Source organism: Geobacillus sp. WSUCF-018B (assembly GCF_002809985.1).
GTDB classification, from domain to species: domain Bacteria; phylum Bacillota; class Bacilli; order Bacillales; family Anoxybacillaceae; genus Geobacillus; species Geobacillus thermophilus.
The window spans coordinates 1-25,320 of sequence record NZ_PIJF01000056.1 but is presented as its reverse complement, the minus strand read 5'-3'; the positions used below and the strand labels follow the sequence as shown (position 1 = coordinate 25,320).

Here is a 25,320-nt window from a genome sequence, read left to right as displayed (position 1 = left end):
CATTTTGGACGAGATGCATTTAGCAAAGGATGCATTTTTACAGGACATCGCCATCTTGTTCAACTTTGAGATGGATTCGACCAACCCATTTGTCTTGATTTTGGCCGGGTTGCCCCATTTACAGGGGAAGCTGCGGCTCAATCAGCACCGCCCTCTCGACCAGCGGATCATCATGCGATGCCGGATGGGGCCGCTGGAGAAGGAAGAGGTGGCGGGCTGCATCGAGCATCGGATGAAACAGGCCGGGGCGAAGCATCCGATCTTCACCCCATCGGCGTTAGAGGCGATTGCCCTGCAATCACGTGGTTGGCCCCGTGTCATCAACACGTTGGCCACGACGTGCCTGCTGTACGGGCATCAGCTGAAAAAGGACGTCATTGACGAAGAAGTGGTGCGCATGGCTGCAGAGGAAATGGGGTATTAGCACGAAAGGGGCCAAATCGGCCTCTTTTGTGCTTCCTCTTTTTCATCGGTCCATCAGGCGCGCTGGAAATCTTCATCTGAAAGAGCGTGCAAATGTTCCGAAAGAATGTGCAAAATCCGCAATAATTCGCAAAAATTTTGCACATTATTTCCGAATCCGCCTGAAATAATTTGAAAAAGGGATTCTGAAATAATGTGCTAATTTACAGCGATGACATGGAATCCCTTTTTCAGACAGGCTTCGATGAGCGTTTGGGACGGATACCACGAATCCATGAGCACATACACCGGCCGATCCGGTTCCACCTTGAGTGAGGAAAGCATCTCGATCGCCAGGTCGATTTTGCTCCTTCCCGCCTTCTTGTCATACAGGCGGAACGCGAACGGAAACGCCTGCGTGAAGGTGTGCACCATCAGCCAAACGAGCGAATGCCCCCAGACCGATTGATGATCTTTGTGAGAGAAATGCCAACCACACCCTTGAATGGCGTGCGTTGCCCGTGACGAAGGCTTCGTTTTTTGGCAAATCGTATCATCAATCGAGACAAAGAGAGGCTGATTCTTTCGCTCGACCAGGCGCTCGATTCGGCGGAGGATCCACTCTTGAAGCTTCCCAAGCAGCCTTTCCTCATCCCAAGGGCTTTTCGTGAAAAAGTGACTGAGCGTCGTTCGATGATTCGGATGAAAGCTCCAGTGATGAATATCGGTCAATGTTCCCGAGAATCCCTTGGTGGTCAAGGCATCGACGATATGAATGAGATGCTTGATGACCGGTTTGGAAAGCTGCAGCGTCAACCCCAAAGTGAAGAAAAACTTGTGGATTCCTTGGTGATGTGCTAATCTATTCATGAGACATGAACCTCCTTGTGTGAATGGGTTTTGTGCACATCTATTTTACCCAAGGAGTCCGGTTCATGTCTCCTTTTTTGTTTGGTTGTCAATTTATGTTAGTGAATTTGCTCATCTACAGTCATCAAGTTTCTTTGGGCTTTAAGGGGGCCGCAGAAGGCTTCGGTTTCTTCTCGTATCTTTTGGGAAGAGAGGGGCGAGAGTACGTGAGTTGAGGATGGTGGAAGGAAAGAGAAAAGCGGTCATGGAAATGGATCATTCCTGAAACGAGCATTCCTGTTAGGAGCTTTTCCGGGGACTTGATCAAAAAAAGTCCTCTTGGTATGATGCAGGGGTGTCAAACAATACCTACCATCATGCCAAGGAGGACTTCAGATGAATTGTACACAAAATTGTAAATTAGCACATTATTTCAGAATTCACCGAAAGTTGTACTTGACTATTTCAGAACATGCATTCTTTGTACTTATAAGGAAAAATCAGTAAATCAAATTTTACGTACACGGTGGCTCAAGAAAATCCCCTTTTAACCGAAGGCGAATAGATGGATGTGGCGGATTCGGCCGACGGAACACCAAGGAGAATCTTTATGATCAAGAGAATAAAGTTTATACTGTCCACTTTGAAGAACAAGTGCTGCGCTTTTTAGACTACAAGGCGGTCAAGCTGACGATGTTGATTTCTTTGATTACGATCATTGTCGGGGATATCATCTATCGACGCACGTAATCGGATGCGCAATGTGAACGAAAGGGGACGCCGGGCGTTGGTGCCCGGCAAGTTTGTTTAGGCGCCAGACGGCGATGAGACGATCGCTGTCTTTTTTTGGTTCACGAAGGTCGGCGGCGAGAACCGTTTTGGTGTGAAAGGAGCTTCTGGCCCAGCAAGGCGCAAACGACAACACCGCTTCCAGCGCCGTGCATCGTCTGGAAGCGGCGCTATCGCATCGGGCGCGGCCGTTGTGAACGGATGTTGGCAGCCGTCAAAGCAGGGAACCTGCTCGATCGAAACGATGCGATTGGCGATTGGCAGCGTAAGGGGAAACTTTTTTAGGAATTTTTCGTATACAGATAGGCGGCGAAAGTCTGGCTTGATTTTCAGCAGACCGTTGTGCCGACAGAGGCGGGAGTTTATGATACAATACGAAGTAGGATAAGCGGGGCGATGTGAGGGGAAACAATAGGGAAGGAGGATGGTTCATGTTAAACTTGGCAATTGTCTCACCACTGATTTATGCTTTATTCGTTCCGTTTTTGTATAAATATGTGCGTTCGATTCATACCGGATGGTTTGTGCTCCCACTACCGGTCTTATTGTTTTTATATTTTATTCAACATCTCCCTCTTACCCCCTACGGACAAACGATCCCTTGGATTCCGTCTCTAGGAATGGATTTTCAAGTCTATATGGATGGGTTAGGGCTGCTCTTTTCGTTGCTAATCACAGGGATCGGTTCTCTTGTCGTGCTGTATTCGACTTACTATTTGCCAAAGGAAAAGGAAAAACTCGGCCACTTTTACGTGTATTTGCTTTTGTTTATGGGAGCGATGCTTGGCGTCGTTCTTTCGGACAACGCAATGGCGCTCTATCTATTTTGGGAATTGACATCGTTTTCATCCTTTTTATTGATTGGCTACTGGAATGAGCGTGAACGCTCGCGGTATGGGGCGCAAAAATCGATGCTCATCACCGTGCTTGGCGGGTTGTCTTTGCTTGGAGGATTTTTATTGCTTTCGGTCATGAGTGGAGGGTCGTACAGCATTCGCGATTGGATGGCTATGGCGGATGCGTGGCCGCAACATCCGTTATTTTTTCCGGCGATGCTCTTGATTTTGCTTGGCGCGTTTACCAAATCCGCGCAGTTTCCGTTTTACATTTGGCTTCCGGACGCGATGGAAGCGCCGACGCCGGTCAGCGCGTATTTGCATTCGGCCACCATGGTGAAAGCCGGCATTTATTTAGTGGCTCGCTTCACTCCGATTTTTGCTGTTTCTTCGCTATGGGTTTGGTTGGTGATGGGCATTGGAATGGCGACGCTTTGTTGGGCATCGTTTCATGCCGCTCGCCAAACAGATTTGAAAGGATTGCTCGCCTATTCGACGGTGAGCCAGCTCGGGTTGATTATGTCGCTGCTTGGCGCTGGAGCGCTGGCTTTTCATGGCGATCCGGGCGATCGTCGTTTATATATGGCGGCCGTGGTGGCAGCAGTGTTTCACTTAATCAACCATGCGACGTTTAAAGGAAGCTTGTTTATGGTTGCCGGCATTGTCGATCATGAGACCGGGACGCGGGATATCCGGCGTCTTGGCGGGCTGCTCAGCGTTATGCCCGTCACGTTTACCGTTGCGGTCATCGGTTCATTGTCGATGGCAGGTGTGCCTCCGTTTAACGGATTTTTAAGCAAAGAAATGTTTTTTGCGGCCATGGTGCAGGTGGCGAACGCCCATTTGTTTTCGCTTGATGTCTGGGGGATCTTGTTTCCGGTGCTCGCTTGGGTGGGGAGCGTGTTCACCTTTTTGTACAGCCTTCTTTTTGTTGGGAAAACGTTTCTTGGCGCTCCGAGGCCTTCGGAATGGCCGAAACGGCCGCATGAAGCCCCGGTGGGGATGCTTGTGGCGCCGGTGGTGCTGGCCGTCCTTGTCATCGGTTTTGGACTGTTTCCGAATGTGTTGTCCAACACGGTGATTGCTCCGGCGGTGGATGCTGTTGTTAACGGCTTGTTCCGTCGGGAAGGGCTTTCCGTGCACATTAGTCATTGGCACGGATGGACGGCCGAAGTGTGGATGACGATCGGAGTGATTGTCCTTGGCGTGTTGCTATATCGGAAGTTTGATTCATGGAGGCGCGTGTACGGCGCGTTTTCGCAGCGGCTTTCACTGAATCACTTATATGACACGGTCGTGCGGCAGATGGAAGAGCAGTCGTATTCGCTGACAAGCCGTTACATGACCGGGTATGTTCGGACGTATTTCTTGTATATTTTGTCCGTAATGATCGCGCTGCTTGTCGCAACGATTGTTTTGAAAGTAGATGGAAGGCTCTCGCTAAGCCATTTAGCGGAAGTGGGCATCCATGAACTGATATTGGCGTTGGTCGCCTTGATCGGAACAGCGACGACTGTGGCGGCCAAATCACGTCTTGTTGCGATTATCGCGTTAGGTTCGGTCGGCTATACGGTTTCCCTTTTCTTTGTGTTGTTCCGGGCGCCTGACTTGGCATTGACCCAGCTTGTCATTGAAACGATTTCTGTTTCGCTGTTTTTGCTTTGCTTCTATCATTTGCCGAAGCTCAGCCGCCATGAGAAAGGCGTTCGATTCCGGCTTGGGAACGCTCTTATTTCGCTTGGCGTCGGCGCGTTGGTCAGCGTGATCGCCTTGTTGGCGTACAGTGAGAAAAACTTTGCATCGATCGCTCAATACCATATTGAAAACGCGTATGAAAAAGCGGCTGGAAAAAATATTGTCAACGTCATCTTGGTTGACTTCCGCGGATTTGATACACTTTTTGAAATTTGTGTGCTGGCGATCGCGGCACTCGGCATTTACGCTTTAGTGAAGCTGAAAGCTCCGAAAGGGGAGAGCGGCAAATATGAATGAGCTCATTTTGCGGACGGTAACGGCCGTTGTCACGTTTATGATCATTTTATTTGGGATTCAGCTTTTTTTCGCCGGCCACTATTACCCGGGCGGCGGATTCATTGCCGGTCTCGTTACCGCCGGCGCCATCATTTTGCTGCTGCTGGCGTTTGACATCAAAACCGTCCGGTCGATGATCCCGGTTTCGTATCGCACGCTCATTGGCATCGGGCTGCTGTTTGCCTTAGGAACAGGTCTTGGCGGCTTAGTCTTCGATGTCCCGTTTTTAACGCACGCCCACGGCCATGTCATGCTGCCGCTGCTTGGGGATGTTTCGCTCCATACGGCCGTCTTGTTTGACTTAGGAGTCTATTTGGTCGTTGTCGGGGTGACCATGACGATTATCGAAACGATAGGAGAGGATGAATAAATGGAAGTCGTCATGATTATTGTCATCGGCTGTTTGTTTGCCGGCGCTACGTACTTAATGTTAAGCAAAAGTTTGCTTCGGATCATTATCGGCACGGGATTGCTAAGCCATGGAGCGCATTTGCTTTTATTGACGATGGGAGGATTGAAAAAAGGAGCGCCGCCGCTGCTTGACGTGCAGGCGGAACATTATGTCGATCCTGTTCCGCAGGCGCTGATTTTGACGGCGATTGTCATTAGCTTTGGTGTCACGGCGTTTTTGCTCGTTTTGGCGTATCGTTCTTATCAGGAGATCGGGACGGACAATATTGAACGGATGAGGGGAAAGGAAGACCATGACTAATGCCGTAATTTTTCCGATTGCGATTCCATTGACGACAGCGGTCATCTTGATGTTTTGCGTGAAATCATTGAAAGCGCAAAAAATGATTTCCCTCGTGTCAGCAGGGGTGCTCATCGCTGCGGGCGCTTGGCTTGTGCGCCTTGTCGACCATGAAGGGATGCAGAAGCTGGACGTTGGAAACTGGCCGGCACCGTTTGGGATTACGCTCGTCTCTGACATGCTTTCAGCGCTCCTGGTGTTGACAACGAGCATGATCGCGCTCGCTTGCCTGCTGTATTCATTTTTCACGATTGATTCGAAACAGGCGTCTATGTACTACTATGTTTTTTTTCAGTTTCTCATTGTCGGAGTGAACGGGGCGTTTACCACAGGGGATATTTTTAATTTATTCGTGTTTTATGAAGTGATGCTTATGTCATCGTATGCGCTTCTCGTTCATGGCGGCACGAAAATCCAGCTTCAGGAAACGATGAAATATATGGTGATCAATGTGTTTTCATCAGCGTTGTTTGTCATCGCCGTCGGCTATTTGTACGCCGTGACCGGCACATTGAATATGGCGCACTTAGCCGTACGGATTTCTCAAGCAGACAACACTGCTGTATTGACGGTCATTTGCTTGCTTTTTCTCATTGTCTTTGGGTTAAAGGGGGCGTTGTTTCCGTTTTATGTTTGGATGCCGGGGGCTTATTCCGCTCCGCCGTCAGCTGTGCTTGCGTTGTTTGGCGGCTTGTTGACAAAAGTCGGTGTGTATTCGATCTTGCGCACTTTCTCGCTCATTTTCCGTCAAGATGTCGGCTATACGCATACGATTTTAGCGTGGTTGGCGATCGCGACCGTTGTATTTGGCGTCATTGGCGCCGTGGCTTACCGCGATATGCGGCAAATCGCCATTTATAACATTGTGGCGGCCATCGGTGTGATGGCGTTTGGCATTTCTTTAATGACAGAAGAAAGTATGGAAGGCACGATCTTTTACTTGCTGCAAGACATGGTCATGAAAACGGCGCTCTTTTTCATTATCGGGGCGATTGCGTATGTCGCGGGAACGAATCAACTCGGGCGGTTCAGCGGACTGCTCGGTTCGTATCCACTGCTTAGCTGGACCGTATTCCTTTCCGCTCTTGCGCTAAGCGGCATTCCTCCGTTCAGCGGGTTTATCGGAAAAGCGCTCATTATTCGGGCGGCGTTTGAAAAAGGACAGCTTCTGTTTGCGCTGGTTGTGTTATTATCCAGCTTGCTTGTGCTTTATTCGGTGATGAAAATTTTTATTCAATCTTGTTGGGGAGAAGCGCGCGGGTATGAGCAAAAACGAGTCGCCCCGCTGTATGTGCCGATTGTCGCGCTTCTTTCCTTGGCCGTTTTATACGGCGTCGGGGCCGAATTTGTTCGTCCATATATCGCCCAGGCGGCGGCGACGTTGGCGGATCCGTCAATGTATATTGAGTCCGTGCTGAAGGAGTAGAGGCAAATGGCGCAACAATTGCTGCTCAACGTGATATTGGCATTCGTTTGGATGTTTCTTGCTGATTCGTTTAGCGGATCATCGTTTGTCATTGGATATCTTCTTGGTTTCGGCATCCTTTTTGTGCTGCGAAGATATTTTTCGACAACGTTTTATGTCGTCCCGTTGTTTGTGATTGGAAAGCTGGCGCTCATTTTCATCAAAGAGTTGTTGTTGGCCAACTGGGCTGTTTTGAAGATTGTTCTTTCCCCGTCGCTGAACATGAAGCCTTGCATCTTCGCCCTTCCGCTCGAAGTGAAAAAAGACTGGGAAATTACGCTGTTGTCGAGCTTGATTACGTTGACGCCCGGGACGTTTGTGATCGACGTCTCTGATGATAAGAAAGAGATTTATATTCATACGATTGATGCTCCGGATGTGGATGAAGTCATCCGACAAATCAAGACATCATTTGAAAAAACGATTTTGGAGGTGAGTCGGTGATGGTGGTGTTCAATGTCGCGCTGGCGTTGTTGTCGCTTGCTGTCATCTGCTTTCTGTATCGGGTTGTCAAGGGCCCGACTGTGGCGGACCGGGTCATTGCGCTTGATGCGATTGGGATTTGTCTGGCAGGCATTGTGGCGGTGCTGTCCATCATATTGGAGACGAGCGTGTTTTTAGAAATTATTTTGCTGATTGGAATTTTGGCGTTTCTTGGCACGGCGGCGTTTGCTAAGTTTTTGCAAAAGGGGGTTGTGATTGAACGTGACGGAAATCATTGATGGGGTGATCATGTTGCTCGTCATGGTTGGCGCGCTGTTAACGTTGATTTCGGCCATCGGCGCCCTCCGCCTCCCTGACGTCTATACGAGAAGCCATGCCATTAGCAAAAGCACTACTCTAGGGATGATTTTTATCTTAATGGGGACGTTATTTTACTTTTGGTTGAAGCACGATCATTTCAATTCCCGTTTGTTGTTGGCTATTGTCTTTCTGTTTTTAACATCTCCGGTGTCAGCTCATTTGATCAGCCGTGCGGCGTACTACTCCGGCGTTCGCCCGTGGGAAGGGACGGTTCGCGATGATTTAGCCGAACGGAGAGAACGTATAACGAAAAGCGCAAAGTAGAGAAGAAATAGCGGGATGTCCTTTCGGTTTCTCCAGACCACTCCGCTTTCACGGCATCCGCCTCTTTTTCGCCCTTTTCTGAAAAAAGAAATAAACAATGGCTTCTACGTGATATAATAATAGTAAGACCCATTACGGCTGTATGGAAGAAAGGGGGGAAGCGGCGATGGATGACCCGCAATATTTGTTTCTCGATTTCGAATTTACGATGCCGGAGACGAAAACGAATCCGAGCGGGTTTTGCCCGGAAATTATCGAAGTCGGCCTTGTTGCGGTTGTTGAGGAGCAAATCGTGAGCCAATTTTCCTCCTATGTGAAACCGCTCCGTTTTCCGCAACTCACCGACCGGTGCAAATCGTTCCTCAACATCACCCAAGCGCAAATTGATGGCGGCATGAGCTTTTTTGATCTCGTTTCCTTGCTCCGGCGGTATGACCGAGAGCGCCCGACGACCGTCATTACATGGGGCGGCATGGACATGAAAGTGCTCCGGGAAAACTGTCAGTCGGCGCAAGTCGCATTTCCATTCACCGGCGAACACCGCGATTTGGCTTTGGAGTATAAACGGTTTTTCGGCAACAAAAACCAAACCGCCTTGCGCAAAGCGGTGCAAGAGTATGGAAACGAAGCAGTTGGAAAAGCCCATTGCGCGCTCGATGATGCGTTTACCGCCTACACGATCTTCCGGCTCATCGAAAACGACAAAAAGTATTTGGCGAAGACGAAGCCGCCGACGCTCGGCGAGCGGATCGATTTCACCCAGCTGAGGAAAAAGTTTGCGCTATAGCCGGCTGCGTTGGCAGCGGCTTTTTTATGCTATAATATAGATGATTTTACGGCAGAAAGGTTGTTTGCGATGTGGCCATGGGTGTTGAACTTGTTTTTGTACTTTCCGGAAGACAAGCGTGAATACATTCCGGCGGCGATTTCCTTTGCCGTCTTTTTCTTGATGGCGGTGTTTACCATGCGGCTCATCGTCGTCATTTCCCGGCGTCAGGAGAAGGAGGCGAAGCAGCTGGAAGAACAGCTGCTCGGCAAACAGGACAGACAAAAACAGCCGCCGCATGTATAAACCGGCGCTTCCCCGGCAATAATGGCGGATAACGGATGTGAAGCTGGGGGGAGTTTGTGTTGCGTGGATCATATGCGATCATGTCCGCCGTGCTACTCGTGTTGTCCGGCTGCGGGCAAGATGAAGGAACGAGCCGGACGGTGGAGATGATCAATGCGGACGGCGATCGGATCGGTACGGTGGAATTGACGGAGCAAGCCGAAGGAGTGCGGTTGAAGCTCGATTTGGAAGGGCTCCCGCCGGGGGAGCACGCCATTCATATTCATGAAAAAGGAAGTTGCCAGCCGCCTGATTTTCAGTCGGCGGGCGGGCATTACAACCCGGACGGGAAAAAGCACGGCCTTCTCCATCCGGAAGGGGCGCACGCCGGCGATTTGCCGAACATCATTGTGAAGGAGGACGGCACGGTCAACGTCGAGCTGACGGCGCCGAATGTGACGCTCCGGGAAGGGGAAAAGGGGACGCTCTTGACGAAAGACGGAACATCGATCGTCATTCACGCCAAGAAAGACGACGGCATGACCCAGCCGGCCGGCGACGCCGGCGGGCGGATCGCCTGCGGGGAAATCAAGTCGCCATGAAACAGGGGCTCGCGTGCGGGCCCCTGTTTCACGTTGCCGGGACAGCTCTTCGCATGGCAAATGCGCGAAAGCGACGGTTGCACGGCCTCTGCGGCACATGGTTGGCAGAACAGAGAACGGGAAGGAACGATCGTTTGGCTTCCTTTTCCTTTTTGATTGACATGGATAGAGGAATCCCGCAACGGATTTGGTGCTGTTTCGTTTCCGTTTCGCCATTCGCTTGGACGCACTTCTTTGGCGCAAAGCTAGCCTAGCGCCGCCCCCAGCCGCCGCAGCCCTTCTTCGAGCGTCGGGCGTGGGCAGGCGGCGTTTAAGCGGATGAAGCCGGCGCCTTCGGGACCGAATTTGCTGCCGAATTCAACAGCCAGTTTTCCACTTTCCAACAGTCGCCGTTTCAGCTCCGCCTCGGAAAGGCCGAGGCCGCGGCAGTCGATCCAGATGAGATACGTTGCCTGCGGCCGGATGAGGTGAAGCGCCGGCAGACGGTCGGCCAAATAGGCGGCGGCCACCTCGATGTTTTCCTGCAAGTAGGCAAGCAAGGCGTCGAGCCACGGCCCGCCGCATCGGTACGCGGCCTCCGCCCCGACAACGGCGAACGCATTCAACGTAAAAAAGCCGTGACGCTGCTGGATGCGGCGGAACGCCCGGCGCCGCGAATCGTCGGGAATGACCGCTTCGGCCGCCTGCAAGCCGGCCAGGTTGAACGTTTTCGTCGGCGCGCGGAATGTGGCGCTTTGCGCCGCAAACTCGGGACGAAGCGCGGCGAACGGCACATGCTGGTGCGGCGGAAGCGTCAAATCGGCGTGAATTTCGTCCGATAAGACGAAGACGCCGTGTTTGAGGCACAGCTCCCCGAGCCGCTCGAGCTCGGCGGCCGTCCACGATTTGCCTCCGGGATTGTGCGGATGGCAAAGGATGAGCAGCTTTGCCCTGGGTAGTTTGGCTTCCAAGTCGTTCCAGTCGATGACGTAGTTCTCTTCCGCCAGCCGGAGCGGGCTGAATATGAGCGTGCGTCCGTGGCGGCGGACGAGATCAAACAGCGGCCGATAGACGGGCGAGAACACGACGACGCCATCCCCCGGCTCCGAAAACGCCTCAATGGCAGCGGCGACCGCCGGCACAACGCCAGGGGCAAACACGAGCCAAGACGGATCGATCGTCCAGTCATGACGGCGTTCAAGCCATTGGCACACCGCTTCTTTGAGTGAATCGGGAATGACGGTGTAGCCAAACACGCCGTGTTCAACCCGCCGCCGCAGCGCTTCCTGCACTTCGGGCGGCGCCGGAAAATCCATATCGGCGACCCACATCGGCCAGACGTCTTCATGCCCGAATACGCGCTTTGTATCATCCCATTTCACGGACAGCGTGCCCCGGCGGTCAATCACGCGGTCGAACAGGGACGCGGCCGTGCCTTCCCCGTTTTGGGCATGGCTTTTTCCCTCATCGGACGGAAACATTGTTGCATCTTCTCCCTTCTTTTTTTCGAATCGATGGCTTATAATTGGTTATATCATAGCAGCAAGAAAGGTGGATGGACAGCATGGACGGACAGCAGTTGAACCGGCTGCTTCTTGAGACCATCGGCGCCTGGGACCCGTTCGGCCTCGGAAACGGCGCCTACGAGGTGGAAGCGGTCGACGTGCTTCAGGCGGTGTACGATACGGATGATCCCCGCACGCTGGCCGCCCGTATTCAGTCCATATATGAATTCGCGTTTGACAAAACGATTCCTGTCCGCGACTGTCAAAAACTCGCCCGCCGGCTTCTCAAACTGAAACACGCCGCATCTTGTTCGCTCCCGTGACGGCATCCGGCGGCCGGTTTGCGGAAATGGATGAAAGGGAGGAAGACAAAGTGAAACTGAGTGAAAAAGAACTAGAAATTGTCAAAATATTAGAAAAAGATGCGCGTACGCCGCTTGATATGTTGGCGAAAATGGTCGGCCTGCCAGTTGCGGAAACGGAGGCACTCGTCAAAAAGCTGGAAGAGGCGAAAGTGATCGTCCAATATACCGCGCTCGTCGACTGGCGGAAGGTGGACGGTCATGAAGGGGTGACGGCGATGATCGATGTGAAAGTGACCCCGAAGCGCGGCGTCGGCTTTGACGAGGTGGCGGAGCGCATTTACCGCTTTCCGGAAGTGACATCCGTGTATTTGATGTCCGGCGCCTACGACTTGTCGGTCGTCATTGAAGGGCGGTCGATGTCAGAAATTGCCCAGTTTGTATCGGAAAAGTTGTCGACGCTCGATTCTGTCATTTCAACGACGACCCATTTCATTTTGAAAAAATACAAACATGACGGCATCGTCTTTGGTCAAGGAGATCAAGATCGCCGCATCGTGGTGTCGCCATGAAGCCGCAAATGCGAAACACATACGTGTCGAAGACGGTCGCCGCCTTGAAGCCGTCCGGCATCCGCCGCTTTTTCGATCTCGCTTCCGGCATGGAGGGTGTCATTTCGCTCGGCGTCGGCGAACCGGATTTTGTCACGTCCTGGAGCGTCCGCGAAGCGAGCATTTTGTCGCTTGAGCAAGGCTATACGTCCTATACCCCAAACGCCGGGCTTTTGGAGCTCCGCCAAGAGATCGCCGCCTATTTGCACCGCAAGTTTCACGTTGACTACCGGCCGGAGACGGAAATTTTGGTGACGGTCGGGGCGAGCCAGGCGATCGATTTGGCGCTGAGGGCGATTCTCGACCCGGGCGATGAAGTGATCGTCGTCGAGCCAAGCTTCGTGGCGTATGAGCCGCTTGTCGTGCTTGCCGGCGGGACGCCGGTGGCGGTGCAGACAACGGGCGCCGACGGGTTTCAACTCCATGTGGCGCAGCTGGAGCGGGCGCTCACCGCGCGGACGAAAGCGATCATCATTTGCTCGCCGAACAACCCGACCGGCACGGTTCTCCGTCCGGCTGAACTTGAAGCGCTCGCCCGCCTGGCGAAAGAGCACGATTTGCTTGTCATCGCCGACGAAATTTACGCCGAACTGACGTATGACGACGGCTATATGAGCATGGCCGCCGTCAGCGGCATGCGCGAGCGGACGATTTTGATTTCCGGGTTTTCGAAAGGGTTCGCGATGACCGGCTGGCGGCTCGGATTTGCTGCGGCGCCGGAAGACATTTTGCAGGCGATGTTGAAAATCCATCAGTATGCGATCATGTGCGCGCCGACGATGGCGCAATACGGGGCGCTTGAGGCGCTTCGCAGCGGGGAGCGCGATGTCGCCGAGATGCGCAGCAGCTACCGGCGGCGGCGCAATTATTTCGTGTCGTCGCTCAATGAAATCGGCTTGCCATGCCATATGCCAGGTGGCGCGTTTTACGCGTTTCCATCCATTCGGCATACCGGCATGACGTCAGAGCAGTTCGCCGAGCGGCTGCTCATCGAAGAAAAAGTGGCGGTCGTCCCCGGCAGCGTCTTTGGCCAAAGCGGAGAAGGACATGTTCGCTGTTCGTACGCGTCGTCGCTTGAACAGCTGCAGGAAGCCGTCAAACGAATAAAACGGTTTTTGGCGCGTTTGTAGCCGGCGGCCAAGGCGCCCACGCGGAAGTGGGGCGCCTTTTTCCGTTTTCGCATGCACACGCCCTCATCCATACGGAGCGGTAATGGCGGCTTGGTTCGGAACCGCTGTTTGCGCCGGCTTTTTCTTGACGCCTATACGCGCGAAAGAGCAGCAAGGACACGACCGGGGGGCGGCCGGTTTAGGAAAAAATCCATCGGGTCGGCAGTTGGCGGCGAGCCGCGCGCCACGGAGCAAGCACATTCGTGCAAGAAAAACAATCGCTTGGGCCTATCCCCTCATTTTTGGGTTTTGCCTTCCCCTTATGTTATAATACAGAAACGATGAAATTCACCAATAGGAGTGTTTTGCTTGCCAACGATCAAACGAGGAGCCATTGTGAAAGGGAAGGTGACAGGTATTCAGCCGTACGGCGCGTTCGTCCAGCTTGAGGGCGGCATGCAGGGGCTCATCCATATTTCCGAGATTTCGCACCGATTTGTCAAAGATGTGCGCGATTATGTCAATGTCGGCGATGACGTGACCGTCAAAGTGCTTGATGTCGACTGGAAGATGAAGCGGGCGAGCTTGTCCTTGAAGGCGCTTGAACCAGGCGCGGAGAAGCGCCAGGCGCGCATCAAAATGCCGCTTGAGCCGGGATTCCGCCCGCTAAAAGAAAAGCTGCGTGAATGGATCGAGCAGTCGAAGAAGGAAGATTTGCCAAAACAATAAAACACTCACCGCCAAGCGGTGAGTGTCCGGTTTCGCCCGCAAACTGCGGTGTCCCGCCCCGTTCAGGTGCGGGTCGGTTTCGGTTCAGTGCGCTCGAGCTCTTCGGCCGGTTTGAACAACAACGCCAGGTTGATCAAGCCGGCGATGCCGACAAGGCTGTAAATGATGCGCGACCAAACGGCGTCCTGGCCGCCGAAAATGGCGGCAACCAAATCAAATTGAAAAAACCCGATTAGTCCCCAGTTTATCGCGCCAATGATCGTCAATAACAAGGCGATCCGCTGCCACGCTCCCATCGTGTCCACCTCCTTTGGGCAAGATCTTTCATTCACTTATAGAATGAATCATAGCGGTTGAAAATATGCACGGCTGCTTTGGAAAGCAATCGGCTTTACAACGATGGCCGCGGCCGCCATAATAGAAGCCATAGAAGCCAAAGGAGGGAAACGAGATGAAACCATTTACATTCCGCAACCCGACGAAACTCATTTTCGGGAAGGGGCAAATTGAACAGCTGAGGCAGGAAGTGCCGCGCTACGGCAAAAAGGTGCTGCTTGTCTACGGCGGCGGCAGCATCAAACGAAACGGATTGTATGATGAAGTGATGGCCATCTTGGCCGGCATTGGCGCCGACGTTGTTGAGCTGCCGGGCGTCGAACCGAATCCCCGCGTCTCGACCGTCCGGAAAGGGGTTGATCTTTGCCGGAAGGAAGGGGTTGAGTTTTTGCTCGCTGTCGGCGGCGGCAGCGTGATTGACTGCACGAAGGCGATCGCCGCCGGGGCGAAATTCGATGGCGATCCGTGGGAATTCATCACAAAAAAAGCGGTCGTCACCGACGCGTTGCCGTTTGGCGTGATTTTGACGCTGGCAGCGACAGGGTCGGAGATGAATGCTGGTTCGGTCATTACGAACTGGGAGACGAAAGAAAAATACGGCTGGGGCAGCCCGGTGACGTTTCCGCAGTTTTCGATTTTGGACCCGACCTATACGATAACGGTCCCGAAAGAACATACGGTGTACGGGATCGTCGATATGATGTCGCACGTGTTTGAGCAATATTTCCACCACACGCCGAACACGCCGCTTCAGGACCGGATGTGCGAAGCGGTGCTCAACACGGTCATTGAGGCGGCGCCGAAGCTGGTCAATGACCTGGAAAACTACGAGCTGCGCGAAACGATCATGTACTCGGGCACGATCGCCTTAAACGGATTCCTGCAAATGGGCGTGCGCGGCGACTGGGCGACGCACAACATTGAGCACGCCGTTTCCGCGGTGTATGACATTCCGCACGGCGGGGGATTGGCGATTTTGTTTCCGAACTGGATGAAGCATGTTTTGGATGAAAACGTCAGCCGCTTCGCCCAGCTTGCGGTGCACGTCTTCGGAGTTGATCCGGCCGGAAAAGCGGAGCGCGATGTGGCGCTTGAAGGCATCGAGCGGCTGCGGGCGTTTTGGTCAAGCCTTGGGGCGCCGTCGCGGCTTGCGGACTATGGCATCGGCGAGGAAAACTTGGAGCTGATGGCCGATAAAGCGATGGCGTTTGGCGAGTTCGGCCGTTTCAAAACATTGAACCGCGATGATGTGCTCGCCATTTTGCGCGCTTCCCTGTAATGAGGCGATGCGGCGGTTTCGCGAATCAATCGATGATGGCGCCGGCTCGGCGACGGAATCTGCCTGAGCTGGCGCTTTTCCTATTTTCTTGGTTTGCCTGGGCGCGCTCCCAATCCCGCAGGACGGCGGAAAGGGAGGAGGGCGCGAAAAACAGCCGCCTCGCCCGAATCCATGGTTCTCGAATGAGGAAAAAGCACAACGTTGATTACGTTTCTTGAGGCGAGCAGCCTGAGCCCCTAGAAGGCTGGTGAAAAACGAGTTTTGTTCCCAAATCGGCGGCGTTTCATCAGGAAAGAAGACGAACTTCACAAGGTTTCTCTAATTGAAAAATGGTTGGGATAAGCTGTCTTTTTCGTTGCATCACCATCCCTCCAGGTGTCACGCAAGGAAATCGGCGCGGCGAACATGGCGAAAAATGAATCCGTTTCCAAAAAAGGTGGGCTGCTTGATTTCCCTTGTTTATTCCGCTAAAGTGAAAGAAGGCAATGAACATGAAAGGGAGGCGGAATGGATGACCCATATTCGGTTCGATTATTCGAAAGCGCTCGCCTTTTTTGGTGAACATGAGCTTACATACTTGCGCGATGCGGTGAAAGTCGCGCATCATTCGCTTCACGAAAAAACCGGAACCGGGAGCGACTTTTTAGGCTGGCTTGACTGGCCGGTCGACTATGACAAAGACGAATTCGCCCGCATCAAGGAGGCGGCGAAAAAGATTCAATCAGACTCCGATGTCCTTCTTGTGATCGGCATCGGCGGCTCGTATCTTGGCGCGCGCGCGGCGATTGAGATGCTGCATCATTCGTTTTACAACGCCTTGCCGAAAGAGAAGCGGAAAACGCCGCAAATCATTTTTGTCGGCAACAACATCAGCTCGACGTACATGAAAGACGTCATCGATTTCTTGGAAGGAAAAGACTTCTCGATCAACGTCATTTCCAAATCGGGGACGACGACCGAGCCGGCGATCGCGTTCCGTATTTTCCGCAAACTGCTCGAGGATAAATACGGCAAAGAGGAAGCGCGCCGCCGCATTTATGCGACGACGGACAGCAAGCGCGGCGCGTTAAGAACGCTCGCCAACGAGGAAGGGTATGAAACGTTTGTCATTCCGGATGACATTGGCGGCCGCTATTCGGTGTTGACCGCGGTCGGGCTATTGCCGATTGCTGCCAGCGGCGCGGACATCGACGCGATGATGGAAGGCGCGGCGAAAGCGCGCAGCGATTTCAGTTCCTCGGAGCTTGAGGACAACGCCGCCTACCAATACGCCGCCATCCGCAACATTTTGTACAACAAAGGGAAAACGATCGAACTGCTTGTGAACTACGAACCGGCGCTGCACTACTTCGCCGAATGGTGGAAGCAATTGTTTGGCGAAAGCGAAGGGAAAGACCAAAAAGGGATTTACCCGGCGTCGGCCGACTTTTCGACCGACTTGCATTCGCTCGGCCAATACATTCAAGAAGGGCGCCGCGATTTGTTTGAAACGGTGCTGAAGCTAGAAGAACCGCGCCATGAATTGGTCATCGAAGCGGAAGACAACGACCTTGACGGACTCAACTATTTGGCGGGAAAAACGGTCGATTTCGTCAACACGAAAGCGTTCGAAGGGACGCTGCTCGCCCATACGGACGGCGGGGTGCCGAACTTGGTCATCACCTTGCCGAAACTGGATGAGTACACGTTTGGCTATCTCGTCTACTTCTTTGAGAAAGCGTGCGCTATGAGCGGCTACTTGCTCGGGGTGAATCCATTTGACCAACCGGGAGTGGAAGCATACAAAAAGAACATGTTCGCCCTCTTGGGCAAGCCGGGGTATGAGCAGCTGAAAGAAGAGCTGGAAAAACGGCTGAAATGACAACGCGGTTCACCGCTGTCCGCCATGCTGCGACGCGTCCCAAACGGCGGAAAAAGCGCCTCTTCCCTTTTGCGAGGGAAGAGGCGTTTTTTTAGCCTGCCCCCGTTGTGAACCAGCCGTTTGGCTGCTTAGCGCCCGGGCGCGGCTATATCGCCCCCTGCCGTTTTTCACCAGGCGTCTGAAGTCGCCGCGGGCAAATAATCCCCGTCAAACGGGAAACGATAAAAAAGAAGGAGGGGTTGTCTATGATTGAACTTCCGTCGCGTTTGGAAGGGAAGCAATTTCAGCTGTACCATTTGGAAGAGCAATTAAAACCACTCGGTTATGTGATCGGCGGCGGCTGGGATTACGATCACGGGTATTTTGACTACAAAATCGCCGACGACTTAGGTTACCAGTTTTTGCGCGTGCCGTTTCGGGCAGTCGACGGGCAGCTTGATTCGCATGGCACGACGGTGGAGCTTGGGCGGCCGTTTTTGCTTGCGCATAAATATCAACAAGGAATTGATGATTTCGCCGATGTGGGCAATGTGGGGGCGGCGTTCAACCAGTTTGCCGAACCGCAAGACCCGGATGCGACCGTTCCCGAGCGGTATATTTCCGTCGGTAAAGCGCTCGTTCAAGAGTTGGAGCGCCGCCTGCTCGATTAAGGAACGATCGCGAACAGTCGGTCTCCTTCTTCAATGAGGCGATACGGCGAAACGGAAACGGTCCGGTTGTCGGCGCAGACGACGGCAAGCGCGGTGATGTGGCGCCCAAGCAGCCGTTGCTGCACGTCATGAAACGTCTGTCCGATGCATTCGGCATCCGGCTCAAGCAAGGAGAGCGTCTGCGTGCCCGAGCGGCTGAGCATCGCCGTAAGCGCGCCGGCGACGCCCGGGGAGCGGAGGCTGGCGGCCATGGCGAAACTCGCCAGCAAGTTCGTCTCAATCACCTCGTCGGCGCCGGCGCGGAAGGCGTTTGCGACGTTGCGCGCCGTTAAGATTTCGACGATGGCGTACACCGACGGGTTGAGGCTTTTGGCTGCCAGCAGCGTCACGATCGCGTCTTTGTCCGCTTCTGCCTCGGCTTTGTGCGGATTCGCAGTAATGAGCAAAAACCGCGCTTTTTGAATGTTCGCCTTCTCCAACACCGCATCATCGCCGGCCGACCCTTTAATGAAATGAACGGGAACATCAGGGAGCGGGTGGGACGGCACGGTTGCGTCGATCAGCACAAAACGGAGCGACGGCTCGCGCCGGGCGAGGCGAAGCAGCACTTCCCGCGCCCGTTCGTTCCAGCCGACCACGATGGCGTGATCCTGATCCCGATACTTAAAGCGCCCGCTTGTGCGCGCCGTTTCTTGGGCGGCGGCCGCCGCGGAGACGGAAGCGAAATAGGCGGTGAGAATGCCGGTGCCCAGTGCGATGAGCACGATGGCCGCCATCTTTCCAGCGACTGTTTTGGGCACGATGTCGCCGTAGCCGATCGTGGCCGCGGTCACAATCGCCCACCAAATGCCGTCAAACACGGTGCGGAACGTCTCCGGTTCAATGAGGCGCATGAGCGCGCCAAACAGCACAATCGTGGCGCTCGCAGCGGCAAACAAACGGATGATGGCCGGCCAGCGCCAGTATGCGAACAACACATCCCTCGTTTTCATCGCATTCCCTCTCTCGGATTTTTCTCCCTTTAGTGTGGACCATTTTTGCATAATCATTCCTATTCCCTCGCATACTAGGAAACGGAGCACGACGGAAAGGGGGAAAAGCGGCGATGGAGATGAACCGCGTCAAACAAATCGTTTCGTCGCCCGCTGATATTCCGGTCTATTACAACGGGGTATCGGTCTGGATCGACGCGTATGACGAAGAACGGCAAATGGCGACCGTCCATTTGCGCGACGGCCGGCTCAATGAGCGCCGGGACGTGCCGGTCGCCGAGCTGACCGAGGAGCGCGAATGACCCGCAGGACGGGCGTGAAACCGATGACGAACCAATTCGCTGGAAACGGCAAGGTTACGGACGAAATGTCTGTAACCTTATTTTATTGGCCCCGCTGTTCGGCGGTTGCCCCGGTGTTTTTTAACATCTTTCCGAAAGAAGTCTCCCACTTCTAAACGAAGTGAAAGTGGGAGATGAATTTCGGTTAGGTATAGCCTAAAATTGTCTCTTTTTTGTGTGTTATGATATAATCAGTTTTAGAAAAATGAAAGGCTGTTGTATCAATGAAATTAGACAATAATAACCATTCAGTGTTCCTCCTATTTCGCGCAGGAGACTCCCACTTCAACGACCAAAGGGAGTAGTGGAAGAGGAATGCGCGTTCCCCCTTTCTTTTATGTATGATAGAATAAAGGCGTGGAGAAAACCGTTCAATAAAGGCACTCCAATAAACTGCTGCTCGATGTATGGAGTTGGTTGCAGGAAACGTTGCAACCGTCAAACATGTAGACCCGTCTGTTGTGTGTGGAAGCTAAGTACTGCCAACAGACACACCGAGAGAATCGGCAACGATGTAGGCATGACCTGCGTCGTGATGCAACCCCAAGTCAAGGAAGGAGGACGAAGTCCGTTTGCACTTCTGGGGAGTTGCAAGCCCCCACTTCAAGCGTTAGCGAAGTGGGGGTAGTTGACGTTGTTCCCCTTTCTTTGTTTGTACATACGTTTTGATTATACTCCCGCTTGTTTCGTTTTTGGAAACGAAATGCGCTGCAAAAAAAAGCGGCTTTGGACGCGAAAGAGAAATCGAAAAGGGGAGATTTCAGATGGAACAATGGGTGATCCGCGATGCGACGGCGGCCGATTTGCCGCACATCGTCCGCATTTACAACGAAACGATCCCAAGCCGAATGGTGACAGCGGATTTGGAACCGGTGTCGGTGGAAAGCCGAAAGGCGTGGTTTGAAGCGCATGATCCTCACCATCGGCCGCTTTGGGTGGTGGAAGATGGCGGCGATATTTGCGCCTGGCTCAGTTTCCAATCGTTTTACGGCCGCCCGGCGTACCGCCATACGGCGGAGGTGAGCATTTATATTGCCGAATCGCACCGCGGTCAAGGATTGGGGACGAAGTTGCTGAAGCAAGCGGTCGACAAGGCGCCAGCGCTTGAAATAAAGACGCTGCTCGGCTTTATTTTTGCGCATAATGAACCAAGTTTGCGGCTTTTCTCCCGCTTCGGATTTGAACGGTGGGGATATTTTCCGCGCGTGGCGGAACTGGATGGGGTGGAACGCGATTTGGTCATCGTCGGCAAACGGCTTGTATAGAATGGCGTCCGATGGGGCACGGATAATTATGACAATGCCAAGAAAGAGGGAATGACATGAACGTTATGCCGATTCGGCTGTTTACGATTCAAGACGGCGAAGGATTTGTCGCCGACGCCTTTCAATGCCCGGTGACCGGCAATTTGATTTATAAATCGTCCGGCACGCCGTCTGTCATCGCGTACACCGATCTCACAGACTGGCAAATTGCGCGCTTGGAGGAATACGGATTCCGCCGGCTCGAGGTGGCGTCCGGGCGAACGGCCGCCCACGAAGGCGGCATTGAAGAACTGCTCCCGAAACAATAGCAGCGGGTTGTCCTGCAGCCCGCACCAAAACAGCCTGTCCGCACCGGACAGGCTGTTTCATTGGCAGGGCGTCAAGATGCGGGCAGCCGGGCGTTTCGAGCTGCCATCGTCCGCCCGCACCGGTCATGTCCCCCGGCGGACGAACCAATAGAGCGCGGCCGCCGCCAGCAAACCAAGCAACGCATAAACAACGGGATGACCCGCGCGGTCTTTCGGCGCCGCCTCTTGATCGGAAGCAGACGGTTGATCGGCGGCCGGGCTGCCAGCGGGCTTCTCGTTTGCCGGCGTGTTGCCATCAGGCGGCTGGTCCGCCCCGTTTGGCGTTGGCTTTTCATCCGCCGCTCCCCTTCCGTACATGCCCGCCCCCGTCCGTTTCGCCTCGTTCAACGCGGCGCGGACACGGTCTTCGTATTTGTAATCGCCATAGTCATAAAAGTCTTCCACCAATCCCGCTTTGGCAATCTCCTCTTGCAGCAGGCGACCGTCCACCCACACCCAGGCGAGCAGCCGCTGGTATTTGTCGAACAACGTATTCCCGTCTGTTTCAAGCACAATATCCCCTTTTTGCAGGCGGGAGCACGTGAACTGGCTCGCTTCTTTTCCATATGGCTCGACTTCGATCGTGCTTTCCGGGGTGTCAATGAACAAAAAGCGGGTTGTATACACATGGCCGTTCACACGGAATTTGGCCGTGTCACCGTCCACGCACCCTACCAATGCCGCTTTGTATGTCCGGCCCAGTCGCAGCGAAGCATCGCCCTCTTTTCCCCCGAGCGCATGGCCGTCGAGGTCAATGCGGTCAGGAGTGAGGTTTCGCTTGCATCGTTCATTGCCGTTGTATTTCTGAATAAGTTGGACAAGCTCTTCTTTCGTTTTCGCCTGTTTCGCGAGCGCAGTCGGTTCATGCAGCAAGTACGTGCAGTCGCTGTTGCGAAAATGTCCGCCCAATTCATCTAGTTCGCCACGATGGGCGGCTGCATATATCGGGGCCATCATCACCAAACAAACGATCATGATCATCATTCGCTTCATCGTGATCCCCTCCCCGCGAAATCAGAAAACAAAAAACCCTTGCCACGCAAGGGTTTGACGGATGGAGCATACCGGGCTCGAACCGGTGACCTTCGCGCTGCCAGCACGACGCTCTCCCAACTGAGCTAATGCCCCAAACGATATGGATCATCTGTCCATGTTCCATTATATATAGTTTGTCGGCTGTTTGCAATCCTTTTTTCATCAGCCGCTTTCAATATCGACATGGACGACGGCGTCGATGGAGCGAATGACGTAGTAAAGTTCGGCGGTCGAGCGCTTTTGGTCAATGACGGCTCTTAGTTTCAGCAAATGTTCATTCTCTTCAACGTCTTTAATGCGCATCGTTTTAATGTTGATGTCCTGTTGTTTTAAATGGTCGATGACCTTTGTAATGTTTTTGGCGTCCGCCACGGTGATTTGCAACAGCACCTCTTTTTCGCGCAGCTGCTTCGGCCCGAAAAAGTTGATTAAAAATGGAATGAGTTCGACGCTGACAATGAGCAGCGCCACACCGAACGCCGATTCCCAATAAAAGCCCGCGCCAACCGCCACGCCAATCCCTGCCGCCCCCCAAATGATCGCGGCGGTCGTCAGCCCGGTAATGCTGTCGTTGCCGCGGCGCAAAATGACGCCCGCTCCCAGGAACCCAACCCCGGATACGATTTGCGCGGCAAGGCGGAGCGGGTCCATTGTGATATGGTCTTTAAGAGGAAAGACGTACGCCGATTCGATCGAAACGATCGTAAGCAGGCAACTGGAAATGGAAATGACAAGGCACGTTTTCAAGCCGACCGGTTTTCGCTTCAATTCCCGTTCCAACCCGATAATCAGCCCGAGGATGGCGGAAATCCCTAATTTGAGGAACGGATCAAACATCATTTTTTCTCACCTCGTTCATGGTATAATGAATGTAAAAAAATGTTGGTGAGGAGATGGAAACATGAAGCCGCCAAGCATAGCGAAATCGTATGCTGCGTTATTGATCGGCGCGCTTGCTGTGTCGACATCGGCCATTTTCGTCAAATGGTCGGAGGCGCCGTCGGCCGTTATCGCGTTTTACCGGCTTTTTTTCGCGGTCGTCATCATGACGCCGTTTTTTCTTCGCCATATCCGCGAACTGAAGCGTATTTCCCGACGCGACTGGTGGTTTTCGATTTGTTCCGGCGTGCTGCTTGCGTTTCATTTTATTCTTTGGTTTGAATCGCTCGACTATACTTCCGTCGCCAGCTCGGTCGTGCTTGTGACGCTGCAGCCGCTGTTCGCCTTTGCGGGCGGGGCGCTCTTTTTCCGTGAGCGGCTGACGGCGGGCGCGCTCGCAAGCGCTGTTTTGGCGATTGCGGGAAGCGTCTTGATCAGCTGGGGCGATTTTCGCGTCAGCGGCGAAGCGCTCTATGGGGACATGTTGGCGTTGGTGGCGTGCGCGATGGTGACGGCGTACTGGCTGTTCGGCCAAGAAGTGCGCCAACGGTTGTCGCTCATGACGTATACATATATCGTCTATGGCATCAGTGCGGCGGTGTTGTGGCTGTACGCGATGCTGTTTCGCCTTTCGCTGGCGGCGTATCAGCTGACGGATTGGCTTTGTTTTCTCGCCCTTGCCGTCATTCCAACGCTGCTCGGCCACTCGGTGATGAACTGGGCCGTCAAATGGGTGAGCGCCTCGACGGTGTCGATGGCGATTTTGTTTGAACCGGTCGGCGCTTCGGCGTTGGCGTACTGGCTGCTCGATGAACCGATCCGCCTGTTTCAATGGATCGGCGGCATTTTTATTTTAACAGGAATCGGGCTGTATTTGTGGGAGAAAAACGAAAAAGGCCCGCTAACGATACAAGAAAGCAGCGGACCCTAACGTCCCGGCGATCCATGGCAGACGGCCGAGCGGCAGGCGGAGTTCGTCGAAGCGGCGGGCGAATTGGGATAAATAAGCGAAGTTCATTTGTGTAATATGAGGAAGAAGATAGGCGGATTTCGTCGCCCACTGCTTCCGCCTCCGGTTGAGGGCGGCGATGATGCCGTCCGCTGTCTCGATGCCGATGCCGTGTCCGTAAAACAAGCCATCGCCCAAATAGATCGTGTTCTCCCCTTGCCATTGCGGTGTCAGCGGATCAACGTCCGGGTTTTTAAAATAAAGGCAGTCCCCGGGGAGAAAGTGTTCTCCCTTTTTCGTTTCGATACCGAGGTCTTTGTCCGTATGCCAGTCATACAGCAGCAAATTGGCAAACAAACGATTGAACGCCGACACGTCAATCCCTTCAAGCACCGCTTTATAAAAAACGATGACGATCGCCGTCGCGCACTCAAAGGCGTACAGTTCGCTGTTGACAAAAATATCATTGATGGCGTCCGATGGAAGAACGTCTGGCCGAAGCTGAAACCCCCCGCGCTCATCCCGCAGCCAGAACTGGCTGTTGCAGCGCGAAAAACGGAAAATGGCAAACTGCGCCCGGCTTTTCGCCAAGTCCACCGAGGCTTGAACGATCTGGCTGCGAAGCTTGATTTCAAACAGCAGTTGCTGTTCGTTCGGATACGTATATAGTTCAGGGGAAGACACAAGGGCGTGCAAAATGCGCTGTTCATTCGGCGGAAGCGAGGACGAGCCGGAAACGTGAAAACCGGACGGAGATGACAAGATGCGAATCAACGCCAAGATGCCTCCTTCAAGAAAGTAAAAATCAAGTAAGTGATGATATATTATTGAAATGTATGCGCCCGCCGCTCCGCATATTCGTCTGTCTTAGGCGGACAAGTTGCCAAGGCAGCGGGCGCCGTATTCCAACATGATATAAAGGAAGAAGGGGGCAGCAGCGTCGCAAAAAAAAATAAAAAAGGTATTGCATTTTTATTTTTGAGGTGATATATTAAATAGCGTCGCTGCTAGAACGAACAGTTCGGACGCGACGGACAAGAAAAACAGTTGACAACGAAAAGATGTTATGTTAATATAAAGAAGCTGCTTGCGAGAGACAACGAGTTGATGAGGAAGTGAAATTCCTTGCATCCAAGCAGCGCGATCGTTCCTTGAAAACTGAACGAAACGAAGCGCGTGCGCCATGACCATTGGTTTTGGCGCTGAACAAGCCAATCAACTTTCTTTGGAGAGTTTGATCCTGGCTCAGGACGAACGCTGGCGGCGTGCCTAATACATGCAAGTCGAGCGGACCGAACGAGGGCTTG

Annotated in this window: 28 protein-coding genes, 1 tRNA gene, 1 rRNA gene and 1 pseudogene; 23 read left to right on the top strand and 8 right to left on the bottom strand. The window is 53.4% G+C overall.

Translation table 11 applies throughout. The annotated features are described in order from the left end of the window. A partial coding sequence (locus tag CV944_RS17705) for an ExeA family protein (RefSeq protein WP_369806440.1) occupies nt 1-424 on the top strand: 424 nt, incomplete at its 5' end. A 203-nt stretch (nt 425-627) separates the two neighbouring features. On the opposite strand, the pseudogene CV944_RS14250 reads toward CV944_RS17705, so the two are convergent. Beyond that, a pseudogene (locus CV944_RS14250) lies at nt 628-1,272 on the bottom strand (transposase); the annotation flags it as partial. Between the two features lie 1,199 nt (nt 1,273-2,471). Between CV944_RS14250 and CV944_RS14245 the strand changes: the two are divergent. The 10 genes from CV944_RS14245 to CV944_RS14200 all read left to right on the top strand — a co-directional run bounded on the left by CV944_RS14245 (nt 2,472) and on the right by CV944_RS14200 (nt 9,844). Continuing rightward, nucleotides 2,472-4,868 (top strand): Na+/H+ antiporter subunit A, encoded by a 2,397-nt coding sequence (locus tag CV944_RS14245; protein ID WP_100664396.1) that lies wholly within the window; start codon nt 2,472-2,474, stop codon nt 4,866-4,868. Beyond that, nucleotides 4,861-5,277, top strand: coding sequence for a Na(+)/H(+) antiporter subunit B (locus CV944_RS14240; RefSeq protein ID WP_100664395.1), 417 nt, complete (start codon nt 4,861-4,863; stop codon nt 5,275-5,277). The genes CV944_RS14245 and CV944_RS14240 overlap by 8 nt, the downstream gene beginning before the upstream one ends. Further along, entirely contained in the window at nt 5,278-5,619 is a 342-nt protein-coding gene (locus tag CV944_RS14235; RefSeq protein ID WP_033010707.1) for a Na(+)/H(+) antiporter subunit C, read from the top strand. Next, nucleotides 5,612-7,084, top strand: coding sequence for a Na+/H+ antiporter subunit D (locus CV944_RS14230; RefSeq protein WP_100664394.1), 1,473 nt, complete (start codon nt 5,612-5,614; stop codon nt 7,082-7,084). The genes CV944_RS14235 and CV944_RS14230 overlap by 8 nt, the downstream gene beginning before the upstream one ends. A 6-nt stretch (nt 7,085-7,090) precedes the next feature. After that, complete coding sequence (locus CV944_RS14225) at nt 7,091-7,567, top strand: Na+/H+ antiporter subunit E (RefSeq protein WP_033010710.1); 477 nt, start codon at nt 7,091-7,093, stop codon at nt 7,565-7,567. After that, on the top strand, nt 7,567-7,845 hold the full coding sequence (locus tag CV944_RS14220; protein ID WP_193444154.1) for a Na(+)/H(+) antiporter subunit F1: 279 nt from the start codon (nt 7,567-7,569) through the stop codon (nt 7,843-7,845). Before CV944_RS14225 ends, CV944_RS14220 begins: the two co-directional genes overlap by 1 nt. 10 nt (nt 7,846-7,855) lie before the next feature. Beyond that, the gene (gene mnhG / locus CV944_RS14215; protein WP_049624271.1) at nt 7,856-8,191 is read left to right on the top strand and encodes a monovalent cation/H(+) antiporter subunit G; all 336 of its coding nucleotides are present in this window, start codon (nt 7,856-7,858) and stop codon (nt 8,189-8,191) included. A gap of 166 nt (nt 8,192-8,357) precedes the next feature. After that, complete coding sequence (gene kapD, locus CV944_RS14210; protein ID WP_033016292.1) at nt 8,358-8,978, top strand: 3'-5' exonuclease KapD; 621 nt, start codon at nt 8,358-8,360, stop codon at nt 8,976-8,978. A gap of 69 nt (nt 8,979-9,047) precedes the next feature. Continuing rightward, on the top strand, nt 9,048-9,263 hold the full coding sequence (locus CV944_RS14205; protein ID WP_033010715.1) for a hypothetical protein: 216 nt from the start codon (nt 9,048-9,050) through the stop codon (nt 9,261-9,263). Between the two features lie 80 nt (nt 9,264-9,343). Then, on the top strand, nt 9,344-9,844 hold the full coding sequence (locus tag CV944_RS14200) for a superoxide dismutase family protein (RefSeq protein ID WP_199170460.1): 501 nt from the start codon (nt 9,344-9,346) through the stop codon (nt 9,842-9,844). Nucleotides 9,845-10,089: 245 nt separating this feature from the next. Here CV944_RS14200 and CV944_RS14195 read toward each other — a convergent pair whose 3' ends face one another. Beyond that, the gene (locus tag CV944_RS14195; RefSeq protein WP_100664392.1) at nt 10,090-11,304 is read right to left on the bottom strand and encodes a MalY/PatB family protein; all 1,215 of its coding nucleotides are present in this window, start codon (nt 11,302-11,304) and stop codon (nt 10,090-10,092) included. A gap of 83 nt (nt 11,305-11,387) precedes the next feature. On the opposite strand from CV944_RS14195, the gene CV944_RS14190 reads away from it, so the two are divergent. The 4 genes from CV944_RS14190 (at nt 11,388) to yugI (ending at nt 14,079) form a co-directional block, all read left to right on the top strand. Beyond that, the gene (locus CV944_RS14190; protein WP_094239150.1) at nt 11,388-11,651 is read left to right on the top strand and encodes a DUF1871 family protein; all 264 of its coding nucleotides are present in this window, start codon (nt 11,388-11,390) and stop codon (nt 11,649-11,651) included. 50 nt (nt 11,652-11,701) lie between these two features. Next, nucleotides 11,702-12,202: an Lrp/AsnC family transcriptional regulator gene (locus CV944_RS14185; RefSeq protein ID WP_033010737.1), complete on the top strand. Its 501-nt coding sequence runs from the start codon at nt 11,702-11,704 to the stop codon at nt 12,200-12,202. Continuing rightward, entirely contained in the window at nt 12,199-13,371 is a 1,173-nt protein-coding gene (locus tag CV944_RS14180) for an aminotransferase (protein WP_100664391.1), read from the top strand. Before CV944_RS14185 ends, CV944_RS14180 begins: the two co-directional genes overlap by 4 nt. A 348-nt stretch (nt 13,372-13,719) precedes the next feature. Continuing rightward, nucleotides 13,720-14,079, top strand: coding sequence for a S1 domain-containing post-transcriptional regulator GSP13 (yugI, locus tag CV944_RS14170; protein ID WP_033010720.1), 360 nt, complete (start codon nt 13,720-13,722; stop codon nt 14,077-14,079). A 62-nt stretch (nt 14,080-14,141) separates the two neighbouring features. Here the strand turns inward: yugI and CV944_RS14165 are convergent, their stop codons facing one another. Continuing rightward, nucleotides 14,142-14,375 (bottom strand): DUF378 domain-containing protein, encoded by a 234-nt coding sequence (locus CV944_RS14165; RefSeq protein ID WP_033010722.1) that lies wholly within the window; start codon nt 14,373-14,375, stop codon nt 14,142-14,144. A 155-nt stretch (nt 14,376-14,530) separates the two neighbouring features. Between CV944_RS14165 and CV944_RS14160 the strand changes: the two genes are divergently transcribed. The 3 genes from CV944_RS14160 (at nt 14,531) to CV944_RS14150 (ending at nt 18,205) form a co-directional block, all read left to right on the top strand. Then, nucleotides 14,531-15,694, top strand: a complete 1,164-nt coding sequence (locus tag CV944_RS14160; protein ID WP_100659987.1) for an iron-containing alcohol dehydrogenase — start codon at nt 14,531-14,533, stop codon at nt 15,692-15,694. 511 nt (nt 15,695-16,205) lie between these two features. Beyond that, the gene (locus tag CV944_RS14155; RefSeq protein ID WP_044742697.1) at nt 16,206-17,555 is read left to right on the top strand and encodes a glucose-6-phosphate isomerase; all 1,350 of its coding nucleotides are present in this window, start codon (nt 16,206-16,208) and stop codon (nt 17,553-17,555) included. A gap of 245 nt (nt 17,556-17,800) precedes the next feature. Continuing rightward, a complete protein-coding gene (locus CV944_RS14150; RefSeq protein WP_033010726.1) occupies nt 17,801-18,205 on the top strand; it encodes a YugN-like family protein in 405 nt (134 codons plus the stop codon). Here the strand turns inward: CV944_RS14150 and CV944_RS14145 are convergent. Next, complete coding sequence (locus CV944_RS14145) at nt 18,202-19,197, bottom strand: potassium channel family protein (protein ID WP_033010727.1); 996 nt, start codon at nt 19,195-19,197, stop codon at nt 18,202-18,204. The genes CV944_RS14150 and CV944_RS14145 overlap by 4 nt on opposite strands. A 113-nt stretch (nt 19,198-19,310) precedes the next feature. Between CV944_RS14145 and CV944_RS14140 the strand changes: the two genes are divergently transcribed. The 3 genes from CV944_RS14140 to CV944_RS14125 all read left to right on the top strand — a co-directional run bounded on the left by CV944_RS14140 (nt 19,311) and on the right by CV944_RS14125 (nt 21,111). Further along, nucleotides 19,311-19,499 (top strand): H-type small acid-soluble spore protein, encoded by a 189-nt coding sequence (locus CV944_RS14140; protein ID WP_033010728.1) that lies wholly within the window; start codon nt 19,311-19,313, stop codon nt 19,497-19,499. Nucleotides 19,500-20,302: 803 nt separating this feature from the next. Then, nucleotides 20,303-20,803: a GNAT family N-acetyltransferase gene (locus tag CV944_RS14130; protein ID WP_033010730.1), complete on the top strand. Its 501-nt coding sequence runs from the start codon at nt 20,303-20,305 to the stop codon at nt 20,801-20,803. 56 nt (nt 20,804-20,859) lie between these two features. Beyond that, nucleotides 20,860-21,111 carry a hypothetical protein gene (locus CV944_RS14125; RefSeq protein WP_033010731.1) on the top strand — a complete coding sequence of 84 codons (252 nt, stop codon included), beginning with the start codon at nt 20,860-20,862 and terminating at the stop codon, nt 21,109-21,111. Nucleotides 21,112-21,234: 123 nt separating this feature from the next. On the opposite strand, the gene CV944_RS14120 is transcribed toward CV944_RS14125, so the two are convergent. The 3 genes from CV944_RS14120 to CV944_RS14110 all read right to left on the bottom strand — a co-directional run bounded on the left by CV944_RS14120 (nt 21,235) and on the right by CV944_RS14110 (nt 23,025). Then, nucleotides 21,235-22,143, bottom strand: a complete 909-nt coding sequence (locus tag CV944_RS14120) for a thermonuclease family protein (RefSeq protein ID WP_033010732.1) — start codon at nt 22,141-22,143, stop codon at nt 21,235-21,237. A gap of 62 nt (nt 22,144-22,205) precedes the next feature. Next, nucleotides 22,206-22,278 (bottom strand) — tRNA-Ala (locus tag CV944_RS14115). 69 nt (nt 22,279-22,347) lie between these two features. After that, nucleotides 22,348-23,025: an MgtC/SapB family protein gene (locus tag CV944_RS14110; protein ID WP_033010733.1), complete on the bottom strand. Its 678-nt coding sequence runs from the start codon at nt 23,023-23,025 to the stop codon at nt 22,348-22,350. A 61-nt stretch (nt 23,026-23,086) separates the two neighbouring features. On the opposite strand from CV944_RS14110, the gene CV944_RS14105 reads away from it, so the two are divergent. Next, a complete protein-coding gene (locus CV944_RS14105; RefSeq protein WP_033010734.1) occupies nt 23,087-23,995 on the top strand; it encodes a DMT family transporter in 909 nt (302 codons plus the stop codon). On the opposite strand, the gene CV944_RS14100 is transcribed toward CV944_RS14105, so the two are convergent. Next, a complete protein-coding gene (locus CV944_RS14100; RefSeq protein ID WP_050368716.1) occupies nt 23,966-24,787 on the bottom strand; it encodes a protein-glutamine gamma-glutamyltransferase in 822 nt (273 codons plus the stop codon). The two genes, CV944_RS14105 and CV944_RS14100, sit on opposite strands and share 30 nt — an antisense overlap. Nucleotides 24,788-25,235: 448 nt before the next feature. On the opposite strand from CV944_RS14100, the gene CV944_RS14095 reads away from it, so the two are divergent. Beyond that, a 16S ribosomal RNA gene (locus CV944_RS14095) occupies nt 25,236-25,320 on the top strand; the annotation flags it as partial.

Excerpts from the sequence above, each read along its gene's own strand:
- CV944_RS14220 (WP_193444154.1), top strand. The coding sequence starts at position 7,567 with ATGGTGGTGTTCAATGTCGCGCTGGCGTTGTTGTCGCTTGCTGTCATC.
- CV944_RS14155 (WP_044742697.1), top strand. The coding sequence starts at position 16,206 with ATGACCCATATTCGGTTCGATTATTCGAAAGCGCTCGCCTTTTTTGGT.
- CV944_RS14165 (WP_033010722.1), bottom strand. The coding sequence starts at position 14,375 with ATGGGAGCGTGGCAGCGGATCGCCTTGTTATTGACGATCATTGGCGCG.
- CV944_RS14120 (WP_033010732.1), bottom strand. The coding sequence starts at position 22,143 with ATGAAGCGAATGATGATCATGATCGTTTGTTTGGTGATGATGGCCCCG.
- CV944_RS14195 (WP_100664392.1), bottom strand. The coding sequence starts at position 11,304 with ATGTTTCCGTCCGATGAGGGAAAAAGCCATGCCCAAAACGGGGAAGGC.
- mnhG (WP_049624271.1), top strand. The coding sequence starts at position 7,856 with ATGTTGCTCGTCATGGTTGGCGCGCTGTTAACGTTGATTTCGGCCATC.
- CV944_RS14140 (WP_033010728.1), top strand. The coding sequence starts at position 19,311 with ATGGAGATGAACCGCGTCAAACAAATCGTTTCGTCGCCCGCTGATATT.
- CV944_RS14245 (WP_100664396.1), top strand. The coding sequence starts at position 2,472 with ATGTTAAACTTGGCAATTGTCTCACCACTGATTTATGCTTTATTCGTT.
- CV944_RS14160 (WP_100659987.1), top strand. The coding sequence starts at position 14,531 with ATGAAACCATTTACATTCCGCAACCCGACGAAACTCATTTTCGGGAAG.
- CV944_RS14105 (WP_033010734.1), top strand. The coding sequence starts at position 23,087 with ATGAAGCCGCCAAGCATAGCGAAATCGTATGCTGCGTTATTGATCGGC.
- CV944_RS14110 (WP_033010733.1), bottom strand. The coding sequence starts at position 23,025 with ATGATGTTTGATCCGTTCCTCAAATTAGGGATTTCCGCCATCCTCGGG.
- CV944_RS14235 (WP_033010707.1), top strand. The coding sequence starts at position 5,278 with ATGGAAGTCGTCATGATTATTGTCATCGGCTGTTTGTTTGCCGGCGCT.
- CV944_RS14180 (WP_100664391.1), top strand. The coding sequence starts at position 12,199 with ATGAAGCCGCAAATGCGAAACACATACGTGTCGAAGACGGTCGCCGCC.
- CV944_RS14130 (WP_033010730.1), top strand. The coding sequence starts at position 20,303 with ATGGAACAATGGGTGATCCGCGATGCGACGGCGGCCGATTTGCCGCAC.
- CV944_RS14240 (WP_100664395.1), top strand. The coding sequence starts at position 4,861 with ATGAATGAGCTCATTTTGCGGACGGTAACGGCCGTTGTCACGTTTATG.
- CV944_RS14225 (WP_033010710.1), top strand. The coding sequence starts at position 7,091 with ATGGCGCAACAATTGCTGCTCAACGTGATATTGGCATTCGTTTGGATG.
- CV944_RS14230 (WP_100664394.1), top strand. The coding sequence starts at position 5,612 with ATGACTAATGCCGTAATTTTTCCGATTGCGATTCCATTGACGACAGCG.
- kapD (WP_033016292.1), top strand. The coding sequence starts at position 8,358 with ATGGATGACCCGCAATATTTGTTTCTCGATTTCGAATTTACGATGCCG.
- CV944_RS14145 (WP_033010727.1), bottom strand. The coding sequence starts at position 19,197 with ATGAAAACGAGGGATGTGTTGTTCGCATACTGGCGCTGGCCGGCCATC.
- CV944_RS14150 (WP_033010726.1), top strand. The coding sequence starts at position 17,801 with ATGATTGAACTTCCGTCGCGTTTGGAAGGGAAGCAATTTCAGCTGTAC.
- CV944_RS14190 (WP_094239150.1), top strand. The coding sequence starts at position 11,388 with ATGGACGGACAGCAGTTGAACCGGCTGCTTCTTGAGACCATCGGCGCC.
- CV944_RS14200 (WP_199170460.1), top strand. The coding sequence starts at position 9,344 with ATGTCCGCCGTGCTACTCGTGTTGTCCGGCTGCGGGCAAGATGAAGGA.
- CV944_RS14205 (WP_033010715.1), top strand. The coding sequence starts at position 9,048 with ATGTGGCCATGGGTGTTGAACTTGTTTTTGTACTTTCCGGAAGACAAG.
- CV944_RS14125 (WP_033010731.1), top strand. The coding sequence starts at position 20,860 with ATGAACGTTATGCCGATTCGGCTGTTTACGATTCAAGACGGCGAAGGA.